The organism is Mucilaginibacter calamicampi, assembly GCF_042676765.1.
GTDB lineage: Bacteria > Bacteroidota > Bacteroidia > Sphingobacteriales > Sphingobacteriaceae > Mucilaginibacter > Mucilaginibacter calamicampi.
In genome coordinates, this window is record NZ_JBHTHU010000019.1 from 1 (window position 1) to 13,552 (window position 13,552).

The 13,552-nt window shown below is 43.2% G+C and carries 13 protein-coding genes and 1 tRNA gene; 11 read left to right on the forward strand and 3 right to left on the reverse strand.

Going from position 1 to position 13,552, the window contains the following annotated elements; translation table 11 throughout:
* The first annotated feature begins 378 nt into the window (after positions 1-378).
* The 7 genes from ACFQZS_RS13970 (at position 379) to ACFQZS_RS14000 (ending at position 8,884) form a co-directional block, all read left to right on the forward strand.
* Positions 379-1,521: a putative sensor domain DACNV-containing protein gene (locus tag ACFQZS_RS13970; protein ID WP_377101241.1), complete on the forward strand. Its 1,143-nt coding sequence runs from the start codon at positions 379-381 to the stop codon at positions 1,519-1,521.
* 667 nt (positions 1,522-2,188) lie between these two features.
* Positions 2,189-2,758 carry an RNA polymerase sigma factor gene (locus tag ACFQZS_RS13975; protein ID WP_377101242.1) on the forward strand — a complete coding sequence of 190 codons (570 nt, stop codon included), beginning with the start codon at positions 2,189-2,191 and terminating at the stop codon, positions 2,756-2,758.
* On the forward strand, positions 2,748-3,560 hold the full coding sequence (locus ACFQZS_RS13980; RefSeq protein WP_377101243.1) for a HEAT repeat domain-containing protein: 813 nt from the start codon (positions 2,748-2,750) through the stop codon (positions 3,558-3,560). The genes ACFQZS_RS13975 and ACFQZS_RS13980 overlap by 11 nt, the downstream gene beginning before the upstream one ends.
* A gap of 11 nt (positions 3,561-3,571) precedes the next feature.
* A complete protein-coding gene (locus tag ACFQZS_RS13985) occupies positions 3,572-4,435 on the forward strand; it encodes a hypothetical protein (RefSeq protein WP_377101245.1) in 864 nt (287 codons plus the stop codon).
* Between the two features lie 10 nt (positions 4,436-4,445).
* Positions 4,446-5,567: a serine hydrolase domain-containing protein gene (locus ACFQZS_RS13990; protein ID WP_377101247.1), complete on the forward strand. Its 1,122-nt coding sequence runs from the start codon at positions 4,446-4,448 to the stop codon at positions 5,565-5,567.
* A 24-nt stretch (positions 5,568-5,591) separates the two neighbouring features.
* On the forward strand, positions 5,592-6,404 hold the full coding sequence (locus ACFQZS_RS13995) for a DUF4097 family beta strand repeat-containing protein (RefSeq protein WP_377101249.1): 813 nt from the start codon (positions 5,592-5,594) through the stop codon (positions 6,402-6,404).
* A 23-nt stretch (positions 6,405-6,427) separates the two neighbouring features.
* Entirely contained in the window at positions 6,428-8,884 is a 2,457-nt protein-coding gene (locus ACFQZS_RS14000) for an outer membrane beta-barrel protein (protein WP_377101251.1), read from the forward strand.
* A 9-nt stretch (positions 8,885-8,893) separates the two neighbouring features.
* Here ACFQZS_RS14000 and ACFQZS_RS14005 read toward each other — a convergent pair whose 3' ends face one another.
* From ACFQZS_RS14005 to ACFQZS_RS14015, 3 genes are all read right to left on the reverse strand, one after another.
* Positions 8,894-9,229 (reverse strand): hypothetical protein, encoded by a 336-nt coding sequence (locus ACFQZS_RS14005; protein ID WP_377101253.1) that lies wholly within the window; start codon positions 9,227-9,229, stop codon positions 8,894-8,896.
* A gap of 87 nt (positions 9,230-9,316) precedes the next feature.
* Positions 9,317-9,658, reverse strand: coding sequence for a HopJ type III effector protein (locus tag ACFQZS_RS14010; RefSeq protein WP_377101255.1), 342 nt, complete (start codon positions 9,656-9,658; stop codon positions 9,317-9,319).
* A 59-nt stretch (positions 9,659-9,717) separates the two neighbouring features.
* Positions 9,718-10,335, reverse strand: a complete 618-nt coding sequence (locus tag ACFQZS_RS14015; RefSeq protein WP_377101257.1) for a hypothetical protein — start codon at positions 10,333-10,335, stop codon at positions 9,718-9,720.
* Positions 10,336-10,580: 245 nt separating this feature from the next.
* Between ACFQZS_RS14015 and ACFQZS_RS14020 the strand changes: the two genes are divergently transcribed.
* The 4 genes from ACFQZS_RS14020 (at position 10,581) to ACFQZS_RS14035 (ending at position 13,517) form a co-directional block, all read left to right on the forward strand.
* Positions 10,581-10,654, forward strand: a tRNA-Asn gene (locus ACFQZS_RS14020).
* Positions 10,655-10,803: 149 nt separating this feature from the next.
* A complete protein-coding gene (locus ACFQZS_RS14025; protein ID WP_377101258.1) occupies positions 10,804-12,021 on the forward strand; it encodes a phage integrase SAM-like domain-containing protein in 1,218 nt (405 codons plus the stop codon).
* A 64-nt stretch (positions 12,022-12,085) separates the two neighbouring features.
* The gene (locus tag ACFQZS_RS14030) at positions 12,086-12,928 is read left to right on the forward strand and encodes a hypothetical protein (RefSeq protein ID WP_377101260.1); all 843 of its coding nucleotides are present in this window, start codon (positions 12,086-12,088) and stop codon (positions 12,926-12,928) included.
* An 88-nt stretch (positions 12,929-13,016) separates the two neighbouring features.
* Positions 13,017-13,517: a hypothetical protein gene (locus ACFQZS_RS14035; RefSeq protein ID WP_377101262.1), complete on the forward strand. Its 501-nt coding sequence runs from the start codon at positions 13,017-13,019 to the stop codon at positions 13,515-13,517.
* Positions 13,518-13,552: the final 35 nt, after the last annotated feature.

Below are 13,552 nucleotides of genomic sequence, written 5' to 3' on the forward strand. Positions count from 1 at the left end.
CTGCGTGTGGGACAAGGTGAGACACAGCGGGACAAGCCATTTTAATAAACAGCTCATAATAAGTGGTTTGCAATAAAACTCCCAAGCCGCCTGGGACAAAGTGAGACTACTTATAAGTCAGGAAAATTAGCTGTGGAAATGGGTTAACCCGTTCATTATCAGTAGTGCTCCCGAATTACGAAATCTTGTCCCACGGTGGGACAAAGAGTGTTGCTTAAGTAGTTATCGGCGCAAAAATAGTTTACTCCTGTTTTGCGGCCAGTTGTATTGCAATCACCCAATCTTTAATCTTCAATGACTAATCTTCCCAACAAATTCCGCTACTTTTGATGGCATCATTAAATTATCTATCTTAAGCCCGCAACAGCAGTAAACCGCATGTTATCAGAACCAACTTACATACCCGCCCGCGTGGTGGCGCCAACCATTGAGGCGCATTTTGCTACTCACCTGGCCGATGCGCGCGAGCAGGGTGCGCTAGACCTGGGGTGCGAGCCTTCGGAAGCCATTATTGAGTCGGTTATTGATGTGTGTTTTTGGGCGAGCTTGCGTAAGGAGGAGGGCAAGTCGCCAAAAATTTCGCTGGCGCTGTTGCCTCCGGATCAGGCTATACACCCTCTTGTTTTTGGTAACCGCCTGCGCTTAACACCACATAATTTAACCAAGCTGGCCCCTGCAGTTGAGAGCCCGGGTATACACCTGGGGGTTTGGGTAGATGATAAGGATGAACTTTATGTATGGGGCACCACGCTTGCCATACCGGGCATTTGCATGGTGTTAGAAGTTATTGAACCAGGTATGCTGGTGGTAAAGCACAGCAGGATAGATGGTTACGGAAAGTTTGTTAACATTGCCGTTTTAAAAGGCGACGAAATAAAAGTGATTGACGAGCAAAACACCGGCCTGTTGCATTGCCCGGGCCTGTTAACATCGCTGGCTAATATGCCGTCGTTTTTATTGGAGGAGTCGGTTAATATTATTGTTGAGTTGGCGGCTGCAATGCGGTCGCATAAACGGGGAGGACTGGTGCTGATCGTACCATCGTACTCAAAAGACTGGATGCAGTCTATTGTACAGCCCATGGGTTATCCTGTAACGCCTCCATTTACGGGCGTTACCGTCCTTATGCAGCAAAATGCTACAGAGCGTTTGCGCGAGGGCTGGCGCGAAGCTCTGCACAGGGCCATTGACACCGTTGGCGGCTTTACCGCGGTTGACGGCGCCACTATTATTAATCGAGATTACGAAGTGATGGCCTTTGGCGCTAAAGTGGCAAGGGCCGAAATGAGTTCGCCGGTTGACGAGATAATTACCACTGAGCCCGTTATTGATTCTGTACCACGCAATGTGCACCCCAGCAAAAGCGGCGGCACACGCCATTTAGCGGCAGCACAGTTTGTCTATGATCAGCGTGATGCTATTGCATTGGTAGCATCGCAGGATGGTCATTTTACGGTGTTCGCCTGGGCACCGGATATGGAGATGGTGCATGCGCATCGGATTGATACGTTGTTGCTGTAGAAAAGGTAACAATCCTACTATCCTTAAATCAACTAAATCTAGTTCAAATAACTGTGCTGCTTGTCACTTTGTGAGGCCCATGCGCTTGGCTTGCCCCGCTCATTTGCCGCGGCGGCTGTTACTTTTGGCTTGATCCAAAAGTAACCAAAAGATCAAGCCAAGCTGATCGCTGCTACTACACAGGCCAGACTCCCGGCCGCGCACCTTGGCGGGCCTTTACGCGCTTTTTTCGATATGCAGAATCATTAGCGTATTCGTCAGCAGATAAGCTTCGGGTGAAAGCAGGAAAAACTGATAGCCCGTGCGCGGGCAGGGGCATAGTAATTTTTTGCTGAAGCGTACGGCCTGTGCGAGCGAGAGCGGGGCAAAATTTTACAGCCCGTGGTTTTTCCTGATTTGCCGGGCAAAGGCCCTGTGCGGCAAAGAAGCCTCTCTGCTGACTTGATTTTTGTTTCTTTTTATCAAGAAAAAGAAGAAAGGCCTCCGCGGCCCTAGCGGGGCAAGCCAAGCGCGAGGGACTAACCGCTTTACACAACCTAGTCACCTAATCTTTAATTAACTAATCTTTAATCTTCAACAACCAATCTTCAATCACAAAAAAAAACCTAAATTTCTGTAACCAAATATTTTTGGCGGAGTTTACATGGATAATAACACAATATATTAATTGAACACGCTTACTGATAACGTTATTATGCTGAAAGTAAAAGCAGGTAATCTTGACCTGATGGGGCTGTTATTTAAACGCCATCACAAGACGCTGTTTAATTTTTTGTATCACATGACCTATCAGCGCGATGTGGCCGAGGATATGGTGCAGCAGGTGTTTTACCGCATGCTTAAGTATCGTGATAGCTTTACCGGGAGCGGCGAGTTTTTGCATTGGATGTATACCATTGCCCGCAACGTGATAAAAGATCAGGGCCGCCGCCGCAAGCTGCCAATGGCTGGTGATCATATTGATGATATTGTGGATATGGTGCCGGGCCATACCCACGTAGAGGAAGCTTTAGAGCGGAAGCAAAGTGCAGAACAGTTACGAAAAGCAATAAGTACACTGAATGAAGGAGAGCGGGAGATCTTGTCGCTAAGCAGATTTCAGGAGCTCAAACACCAGGAAGTGGCCGAGATATTAGGCATAAGCGAGGGAGCGGTAAAAGTGCGGTTGCACAGGGCCATGCATCAGTTAAAGCAGGTTTATTTAACAACATTAAACAAAGAGCGCTATGAAATGTGAGCATTATGAAGAATTGTTTATAGGAAGATTACAACGCAGCCTTACAATGCAGCAGGAGGCTGATCTGGAGCAGCATTTAAAAGCCTGCCCGGCTTGTCGCGAGGAGTTGGCAGCGTTAACTATAGTTTGGCAGGATATGGCCACCATTGAAGCGCCTGAGCCTTCTGCAGCAATAGAGGGCGAGTTTAATGCCATGCTAAAAAATTACAAGCAATCTGTTGCGCAACAGGGTGTAGCAGCTAAACTGCGGGAACGTTTGGGGCAATTATGGAGACGCCCTTCGGCCTGGCCTTTAAGCTACCAGCTGGTTTTAGTTTTTATGAGCTTTTTCTGCGGATATATGGTGTTTTGGCAGGGCAAGGGTGCGCAGCAGGATAAGCAACTGGCACAACTTAGTGGGCAGGTGAACGAACTAAAGCAAATGACCATGCTGGCCATGCTGGAAAACCCCTCGGCATCTGAGCGGATGAAGGCGGTTAGTTATACAGATCAGTTAGAAGATACAGACCGGCAGGTTATTGCAGCTTTGTTAAGTACTTTAAATAATGATGCGAATGTAAATGTGCGCCTAACAACATTAGAGGCGCTGGCCAAACTTGCCGACCATCCGGAGGTGCGGGAAGGTTTGATCAGATCTGTAACGCAACAGGAGTCGCCGTTGATGCAGTCGGCAATTGCTGATGTAATGCTCAAACTGCAGGAAAAACGGGCCATAAAACCATTAAAAAAGTTACTTAAAGACCCTGGTTTGAATGAGGGCGTACGCGAGAAACTAACGCAAACTATTAACAGTTTAATTTAAGCCATTACAACATGAAAAGGATATTATTGATCCTGCTGATAGCAGGGTGGGGCACCTGTTTTGCCCAAAAAAAAGCAGAGTTTACAGCTGCTGATCACATCAGCAAAAAGTTTACGCTTACAGCCACCGCGGCTAAAACTACTTTCGCCTTATACAATACCTGGGGTAGCATAAAGGTTGAAGGCTACAATGGCAACGAGGTGATAATTGAGGCAGAGCAAACCATTCACGCCAATACTGCCGAAGATCTGGAAAAGGGTAAACGCGAGTTTAAAGCCGGATTTATTCAAACTATTGATAGCATTATAGCATACACCGCTGCGCCTATTAATAACCGACCGGAATTTAAGGCTGAGCGAGCGCGTAATACAGAATGGCCCGGATACTATGTGCAGCTAAATTACATAGTGAAAGTGCCTAATAACATTAATTTACATGCTGTTGCAGTAAACAATGGCAGTATAACTGTTGATAATGTTTATGGAGTGTTGAATGTACGAAACGTTAACGGGGCTATTACAATAAATAACGCCAAGGGAACTACCCAGGCTCATACAGTTAACGGCGCTGTTACGGCAAGTTATCTGGCAGCTCCGCCAGAGGGTTGCAGTTATCAAACCATTAACGGAAAGGTAGAAGTAACCTATCCGGCTGCTTATGGGGGAGAAGTACAATACAAAAGCTTTAACGGGCAGTTTTATACAGATTTTGATAATGTACAGGGGGTAGCCACCCAACCCGAGGTTACTAAGAATAAATCAGGCAATGGTACGGTTTACCGCATTAATAAGAACAAGCGTTTCCGTATTGGCAGTGGTGGTAAGCTAACCACTTTTGAAACGCTAAACGGAAATATATACCTTAAAAAGTCGTAGTTAATCAATTATGAAAATATCTATCCTGAAAGTTTTAATGATCTGCCTACTTGGCGGGGTTGCTAATGCTCAGCATAAGTTTGACAAACCGGTAAACCAGTCTGCAATAATATTAGATACGGCTTTAAAAAATTTAAAAACGCCTGCAATATCTGTTGCTGTTGGTATCAACAATAAAATAGTTTGGGCAAAAGCTATAGGTTATCAGGACTTGGAGAAGCAAGTGCCGGCCAACACTGACACCAAATTCCGGGTAGGTAGTTCATCCAAATCAATAACATCTGTTGGGTTTGGTAAACTATTAGAAACCGGAAAGATAAATCTCGATTCCGGCATTCGCTACTACCTTCCTTATTTTGATGCTAAAAAACCGAGGATCACCATCAGGCAACTGGCTTCACATTCGTCCGGGATCCGGAACTATAAAGACAATGAGTTTAATAGCGAGAAAGAATATTTATCCATTGAAGAAAGCATGAAGGTATTTATGTATGATACGCTGTTGTTTAATCCGGGCGACAAATTTGCTTACGCTACTTATAATTACACTGTACTTAGCGCTGCTATGGAACAGGTTGCTAAAATGAGTTTTCTGGACTATATGCAGAAAGCTATACTAACCCCGCTGAAAATGCGCAATACTACTGCCGATTATAAGTCTCGTAATATTTCGGATAAGGCCCAATTTTATAACTATGATGCTAAAACAGGTAAATACAAAATGGCTCCCGATGTGAATATTAGCAATAAGTGGGCTGGCGGAGGTTATCTTTCAACGCCGTCAGATTTAGTATTATTAGGTAACGCCCTTTTAAATAATACACTGTTAAAACTACGCACAACAGAAATATTATGGACCCCTCAAAGACTAAACAGTGGGAAAATTAACGGGATAAACTATGCTATAGGCTGGAAGGTGGATACCGTAAAGCTATTTAACGGAGCAAGGTCTGTGCGGCAAATTCATCATGGAGGCAGCGCGAGCGGCGCAACTGCTATGCTTGTATTATTACCCGAATACAACATGACGATAAGTATGCTGGCTAACCGCGATTTCGCGTCTGCTGATCTGTTTAAATACGTTAACCAGATAGCCGAAGCATTTATATCTGAAAAAGAAAATGATAATTAATTATAACTTTAAATACATAATAAAATGAAAGCACTAAAATTTATAATACTATTAATGGCAGGCTTAACTGCCGCGTTGGCATTAAAAGCGCAAACAGGCACATCTCAGCTTAAGGTTCCTTTAAGCAGTCCGGGTAAACCTTACACGCTTAATGTAGGTTTGATGAGTGGTAATATTGATATTGCCGCTTACGACGGAAACGAGATACTGATAGATTTTACCGGTGATGATGCAAAACGCACCCAAAGAGCCTATACAGGTAGTATGCGTGTTATAGGCGGGGGAAGTACCAGCGTTACAGCTATTGAAAAAGACAACAAAGTAACCATAAATGGCGATGCTTCGGCCCGGAGGGGAAACGTGAAGATAAAAGTGCCAAGAGGCACCAATACCTTTAAGCTGACCACGGTGAATTCTAACGGGATACTGGCAACAGATATAGGCGGGGAAATTGAAGTGAGCAATACCAATGGAGACATTAAGCTTACCAACGTTGCCGGATCTGTAGTTGCTAATACCACCAACGGCAATGTAGTGGTTAGTTTTAAGTCGGTGGATGCTAAGTCGCCAATGGCTTTTACCACTTTAAATGGCAAGGTTGATATAACAGTACCGGCTGCAATTAAAGCAAATATTAAATTACATACCGACAGGGGAGAGATCTTCAGCGATTTTGACGTAGCTGTAGAGGCCAGCACGCCAACAACAACCCGCGGAAAAGACGGAAGTTACCGTTATACAGAACAGGAATGGGTTACCGGCAAACTAAACGGCGGCGGCCCCGAATTTACTATGCGCACCTTTAACGGCAACATATTCATCCGCAAAGCCAAGTAAGCAGCAAAAAATCCACCACGTTTATGAAAACAAAGATCTTCGCTTTTTTAAGCGCCTGGCTTTCCTTTGCCTTAACAATAGCACAGGCTCAAGCCCCGGTAGGTAAGATAACAGGATTGGTGCGCGAGGTTGGCGGTGAGCCCGCAATAGCCGCTACCGTTAGGCTTAGGCAATTGCCTGACACATCTAAGATAACAACTACCCAAACTGATATTACAGGCAGGTTTACTTTTAATGATCTGAAGCCCGGAGATTTTAATGTTGAAGTTAGCGCTGTAGGTTTCAAAGGTCATCGCAGCGGCCCCATTCGTGTAAGCAACGGACCGGCTGCTGCAGACCTGCCTGTTATTATTTTGCAGAAAGATGCGCTAAGCCTTAACCAGGTGGAAATAGCTGCCCAACGCGACGTTATAGAGCAAAAAGTTGATCGCACGGTGGTGAACCTTGGCGCATCCATATCAAGTACAGGCGCAAGCGCGTTAGAGGTGCTGGAGCGCATGCCCGGTGTACTGATTGACCAAAGTGGGAATATCACTTTTAAAGGAAGAACAGGTGTAATGATAATGATAGATGATAAACCAACTTATCTATCAGGAGATAACCTGGCAAATTATCTTAAATCACTTCCTGCATCGCAGTTGGAGCAAATAGAACTGATGACCAATCCGCCTGCACGTTACGATGCAGCAGGCAACGCTGGGGTTATCAATATTAAAACAAAGAGAATTAAGGCGGCAGGCTTTAACGGTACTATTAATTCTTCGGTAGGCAAGGCTGCCTATCCGTTTACCAATCATAGCCTTGCGTTAAACTACAGGCAGGGTAAGTTTAACTTCTTTACCAACGTGGCTTATGATGTAAGAAATTTTTATAGAAGGCTTGATCTCGTTCGCAGGTATTATGATAACAATGGCATACAAACAGGCAGTTATACCGAAGAGGCTTATTTTCATCCCCTTAATTACAACCCAAGTTTAAAATTAGGTGTTGATTATGATCTGTCGCGCAAAACTACTATAGGTATGGTATTAACCGGGGGCATTAATACCGGCACCAACCCTAACCCGTTAACAAGCACTATGCGAAACGCCGCCGGAACGATAGACTCTACCATTGTAGCCAACAACACCAACAACAGTAAGTTTAAAAATGGCGGTATTAACCTAAACATGCTGCATCGTTTTGATAGCCTGGGCCGCTCGCTCAGTTTTGACCTTAACTATTTAGGGTATGATAATATGCGGACACAGGGATTTCAGAATACAGCTTTCAACAAATTTGGCGTGCCTGCCGTATCGCAGCATATTATTGATACGCTACCCACCCATATTAATATTTATACCGCCAAGGCCGATTATTCGCACCCGCTGAGGGGTAAAGCAACGCTATCGGCAGGTGTAAAAACCAGTTATGTTAATACAGATAACGCCGCGTACTATTATAACATTAACAACGGCATTACTACTGTTGACGATGGCCGCACCAATCGTTTTTTATATAAAGAGAACATACAGGCAGCCTATTTAAATTTTAATAAAGAATGGAAACGCCTGTCATTCCAGAGCGGTTTAAGGATGGAGTATACCAATGCGCGCGGGCACCAGTTAGGTAATTTGAAGGGAGCCGATTCATCATTTGTTAACCGGTATGGTAGCATCTTCCCAACAGCTTATTTACTGTATAAATTAGATACTGCCGGTAACCACTCGCTAAAAGCATCGTTTGGCAGGCGTATAGACAGGCCATACTACCAGGATCTGAACCCTTTTGTATTGATACTGGATAAGTACAGCGCCTTTGTCGGCAATCCTTTTTTGCGACCGCAATATTCAAACAACTATGAGCTCACTTATAGTTTTAAAAAGCTGATCTCGGTATCAATGGTTTATAGCCTTTTGACGGATTACCAGGTAGAGCATGACTATCAGCAAGGCAATATCTTTTTTGCCAGTTCAATTAATCTCGGTAAAACTATTTCAAAAGGCGTTAATGCCAACCTCACTTTCCCGCCGGCAAAGTGGTGGAATTTTAGCTTGTATACCCAGCTTTATCAAAACAGCTATGAGGGGCAGCTTAAAAACTCTTATCTTACTTCTGCACGTACTTTCTTTTATGCCACAACCACCAGTCAGTTAGCCTTTGGTAAAGGATGGACGGGCGAAATTACCGCATTTTATCAATCTAAAAACGTTTGGGGGCAGTTTGCCAGCCAAGCGCGTAAACAAGTAAACATCGGCCTGCAAAAAAAGGTGCTGAATAATAAAGGTGCCATAAAACTAAGCGCGCGCGATATTTTCCGCAGTAATTTCTCAGCCGGCGATATTACCAACCTGGGGAATGTAAAAGCAACCTATCGTAATGATAATGCTAACCGCAATGTGATCTTAGGGTTTAGCTACAACTTTGGCTCAAGCGCCAAAAACCAACGGAAGCATGACAGTACCGGGGCAGAAGCAGAAGCGGGTAGAGCAGGGAATTAGATATGCTGGTTATGGTGCAGGTTGATCTACCTTCACCGTAACCTTCCTCCAGATAGAATACACACCGAAAACAAATATAAACGCGATTACGGCGTATACCCACGGCGCTATATTACGGCCCACAATCATAACATACGTATAGGGTACACAAAAGCTGATGCCCGCAAAAAGTAGCTGTGTTACAAAAGGCTTTTTAAGGCGCATGTTATTGATGGCCCACCCCAGGCAGGTAAACAGACTTACCTTGCTGCACAGGTACAGGCAAAATATAAGCAAGGGGTCAACGCCGTGCTTGTCGCCAAGGTCAACCACCCAATCTTTAATTATGTTAAAGAATTCCTGCATAGGTGCAAGATAGGCAATAGCCGTTAAAGTTAAACATCACCAATGAACGAATATTGCGGTAGCATATTGCTGAAGGCTTTCAAAATACTATTTTGCAAGCAGCGCTTCGCCTTCAAAAATTATCCCCTCCCAGCCATTAGCCATAAACTGCCTTATGTTCTGATGATCCGTAGCGGCAGGAGTAGCGAGTACGGCCTTATAATGCTCGGCAAAAAGTTGCAGCGTGTCTTCTGCACTTAGATTATTCAACTTCGCAAAGGCGAAAACGCGGGCACTGCCCTGGTTCTGGGTCGCTTCATTATAAGCATCGCCATTTTTAAAAGCTGTTGGTTGGTGCCGGTATTGGGTATCTATAAATTCAATAACCTTAGCAAAATTAGTAGTGTTTGTTTTTAAGGATGCGAGTAAAGTTTGCAATTGTTCTTTCATGCGGTAAAAATAGCAGATGGAAACGTGACACAAAACTAAATGAACAATTTTACCCTAGATCAGTCTTCGCCATCCAGCAATCCGTTTACCAGCATTTTCCATTGCGGGCCTGCCAGGCCTATTCTTGCTGTTAAGGCTACAATGGTGTTACGCACCTTATCGTGCAGGTCCACATCCTCATTATTGGGGGTTTCGTTGCGGCCATGCGCGCCGGCTATCACTTTGTTGTGTGAGCGTTTAACTATAAAAGTATTGGTGGTTAAATCCTTATAAAAGTGCGCTATCTGCGTATCTGTCTTATGCGGATCCGGTACCGGGCGCACCGTAATGCTTATAAATTCTTCATCCGCTTTCGCGTCCTCAATCACCTCAATACGTTCAATCGTTACCCACTCCAATCCGTCGCCCGCGTTAGAGCCAGGTACCGGCAAATCTATACTGATCAGAAGGCCCTCTTTTGCAAATCCATTCAATTCCTGCCCTTCATTATTGGTAAGACAAAATTTAGACGAACCCGCACCTGCATACTGCTGCCATTGGTTAATAGTGAGCAAACGTGACGCGGCCTGTTTGAAGGCTTTGTGCGCGCTTTGTCGGTCGTCAAATTCGCGATCGGCTGTAAAATCCGTCGCGCGGCCGGTTTTCTGTTGTGGTATAGTTTGTTCTGCGTTTTGCATAAGCCGGATTAGTGTACTATACCTATTGTAACTGTTTGCAACGACGCTTGTTTTTAAAGAATTTAAAATTAGAAAACTACGCTGCAAAGTGCTTCTGGCGGTCGCTTACCTTGCAAACGTAAATTTAGCACCCTATAAATGAGGCGGTTTTAAATAATATGTGCCCTGGGATAAAAAAAATGTAAATAACCGTTGCGTAATTAGTTGCTAAATCCTACTTTTGCACACTCCAAACCGGATAACACTCCTGAGTAGCTCAGCCGGTTAGAGCATCTGACTGTTAATCAGAGGGTCGCTGGTTCGAGCCCAGCCTCAGGAGCAAAGGAAAGCCTTTCAGTGTATGCTGAGAGGCTTTTTTGTTTTTAAGTCCTTTACGTTAGGTATATCCAGATACAGCTTGTACGATGTAAATGTTTGTACATTGTTTGTACATGCTACTGCACACGCAAGGCCACAATCCGTGGTTCCATGATTACTTATAAAGTAGTATTAGACGAAAGAAGAGTTAAAGCCGGAGGGAAATACCCTTTGGTGTTCAGAGTAACTTGCAGTAGAAGCTCAAGCAATTATTATAGTGGCTTATCCATAGCTAAAGAACATTGGGATAGTGCGGCTTCACTTATAAATAAGCATTGTCCAAACTATAAAGAATTAAACAGAAGCTTAACAACGAAATTTTTAAACTTTCAAAAGCTCATTCTAGATATTGAAGCTGAAGGTGAGTTTACATTTGACATGTTACGGGAGCGATTAACAGAGAAGCCTAAACAGAAGGTGCAAAACTATACCTTCCTTACGTACTCACAGTTGCTAATTTCGGAGCTTATTGAGGTCAAACGAACTGGCAATGCAATAGTATATCAGACAGCAGTAAATAGGGTGATGAAGTTCTCTGAGAACAAGCAATTGAGATTTGAGCATATAGATTATAACTTTCTTGATAAGTTTAAACATCAACTGGCGAAAGATGGTGTTAAACAGAACACTGTTGGCAATTATCTCAGGTCTATAAGGGCCATATACAATAAGGCTATCAAGGCAAAGCTAGTTGAACGCAAGCATTACCCCTTCACCGATATATCAATCAAGACCGAAAAGACAGCTAAGCGTTCAGTAAGTATAGACAACATAAGCGCTTTATCACACTTGCAATTGAAGCCAAAGTCTCCTAAGTGGTACGCAAGAGCATACTTTCTTCTTAGCTTTTCTCTGATTGGGATGTCATTCACTGATTTAGCATATGTGAAGAACAGTAACATTGTAAATGGAAGGTTGATTTACAAAAGAAGGAAAACGCACAAAGGCTACAACATAAAATTAACTCCATTAACCATTGCATTGCTAAACGATTTGAAGCGAGGAGGCTTCTATCTGCTACCCGTACTTAAAGCGAATGTGGAGGAGGATAGCGTCGAAAGTAAAAAGATAATTCATCAATGGATTAAAACCTCGAACAAATGGCTGAAACGGATTGGTGCCGATTGTGGAATCGAACATCTAACAACCTATGTGGCGCGTCATACTTGGGCTACAACTGCGAAACGTATGGGTTATTCGATTGAAGTGATTGCAGAAGCTATGGGTCATGAACATGGTAACCGCATTACAAATATTTACTTAGATACCTTCGATCAGGATGTCATAGATGATGTTAACGCTAAAGTAGTGGAGGTTCTAAATAAGTAACTTTTAATAGGTAGTGGAGTGTAAAGCTCTGCTACCTTACTTAAGGATTTCACATCTTTGCGGTATGCACCATTCACAACGCATTAGCCTAAATTGGGATAGTCAAGCCAATACTGGTAGTGTTAGCTTAATCCTTGATATGAAGATTCTGGGAAAGTACTATCTACCGCAAATCTTAACCGCCTATAACCAGGAACATCAAATAGGACTCATCACTTACCCATGTGATTCCTCACAAGCCTACGAAGCTTATAAAGTACATGTTGAAGGCTATAGGGAGCTTCTCTCGATCTACCACCTAGATGCTGAATCAGACTTTCATGGAAGCCACTTGTTTTATTTGATGGTAGAGAATACCGCTCAACAATCTAAACTGGAACATCAACAGGAAGTGAAAAGACGTTTACACAACCGCTTCTACCTTTTAAAGCATCTGATGGACTTAGAACACTATGATAGCTACAACATAGAAGTGTACGATACAGTAAAAAATTTTAAGTACCACTTTGGTTCTGAACCTATCCTCAAAAGGAGCATAATTAAGTACATGGTAGGTGAAATGAAAGCACAGATCAAAGAATATGACCGGAAGCTTTATAAACGTCTAATCGATGGTGCTACGCTAGAAGAATTGGCAGCGGCTGTTGAAAGACTCAGTGAACATGAGATTAGGAAAGTCATGACTGCAAAACTGGCAAGAGAGATTGTTACCTATTTAAATAACGAAACGCAGATCCTTTCTAACCCAAGTAGAGTCGACGATCTGTCTGTATCTAATACGCAGGGCGACTTTATCTATGATATACTAACTCACTTCGGTTTATATCAACCTAAGCAACGGACTAACAGCACAGTCGTAAGGCATCATGATACGATACGTAAACTTATAAAACGATCAGCAGTGTAGGATGAAGACAAAGAAAATTTAAAATAGAATCTGGTTGTCTCCAGTCACCAATCCTAACCTTGACACTTTTGTATCGTCATCTAAACAAATGGCTTACAAAAACATGAGTTCAGCACTTATAATCAAAGCAGCTTACGAGAAAGCACAAGTCAAAGGCACACATAGATTGGCACCACGGGTGGGCCACTATTTATTTCAAAAACTCGAAGTTACGACCGTAACAAAAGAGATTGAAGTAGAGTTAGTGAAAACCTTATGGAAACCACTAGCAGATAATTCTTTTGTTGACGGTTTAACATTTGAAGTTATTACTCGAAGCTTTTATAGTCCATTTGCCACAGGCCCCGTTCACATTAAAACCAGTGATCTGATTAACCGCTTAGTCGTTGTTAAAGAAGTAACCATTTTCGATAATAATGTATGTGTGACATGGGATGTGCTTGCCGACAAACCTGGGATTGCTAAACCCACAAGCTTGTATGGTATGAATCCACTGAGCTACGACGATATTAATAGGATGAATAGAAGATTTGGAATTGATGACAATCCGAATGATAATGCACCTTATGATGCACCTGATGACTTATAATCATTCCTTACAATCCTTATCAACCAACAGTGATT

Excerpts from the sequence above, each read along its gene's own strand:
- ACFQZS_RS13970 (WP_377101241.1), top strand. The coding sequence starts at position 379 with ATGTTATCAGAACCAACTTACATACCCGCCCGCGTGGTGGCGCCAACC.
- ACFQZS_RS13980 (WP_377101243.1), top strand. The coding sequence starts at position 2,748 with ATGAAATGTGAGCATTATGAAGAATTGTTTATAGGAAGATTACAACGC.
- ACFQZS_RS13985 (WP_377101245.1), top strand. The coding sequence starts at position 3,572 with ATGAAAAGGATATTATTGATCCTGCTGATAGCAGGGTGGGGCACCTGT.
- ACFQZS_RS13990 (WP_377101247.1), top strand. The coding sequence starts at position 4,446 with ATGAAAATATCTATCCTGAAAGTTTTAATGATCTGCCTACTTGGCGGG.
- ACFQZS_RS13995 (WP_377101249.1), top strand. The coding sequence starts at position 5,592 with ATGAAAGCACTAAAATTTATAATACTATTAATGGCAGGCTTAACTGCC.
- ACFQZS_RS14000 (WP_377101251.1), top strand. The coding sequence starts at position 6,428 with ATGAAAACAAAGATCTTCGCTTTTTTAAGCGCCTGGCTTTCCTTTGCC.
- ACFQZS_RS14005 (WP_377101253.1), bottom strand. The coding sequence starts at position 9,229 with ATGCAGGAATTCTTTAACATAATTAAAGATTGGGTGGTTGACCTTGGC.
- ACFQZS_RS14010 (WP_377101255.1), bottom strand. The coding sequence starts at position 9,658 with ATGAAAGAACAATTGCAAACTTTACTCGCATCCTTAAAAACAAACACT.
- ACFQZS_RS14015 (WP_377101257.1), bottom strand. The coding sequence starts at position 10,335 with ATGCAAAACGCAGAACAAACTATACCACAACAGAAAACCGGCCGCGCG.
- ACFQZS_RS14025 (WP_377101258.1), top strand. The coding sequence starts at position 10,804 with ATGATTACTTATAAAGTAGTATTAGACGAAAGAAGAGTTAAAGCCGGA.
- ACFQZS_RS14030 (WP_377101260.1), top strand. The coding sequence starts at position 12,086 with ATGCACCATTCACAACGCATTAGCCTAAATTGGGATAGTCAAGCCAAT.
- ACFQZS_RS14035 (WP_377101262.1), top strand. The coding sequence starts at position 13,017 with ATGGCTTACAAAAACATGAGTTCAGCACTTATAATCAAAGCAGCTTAC.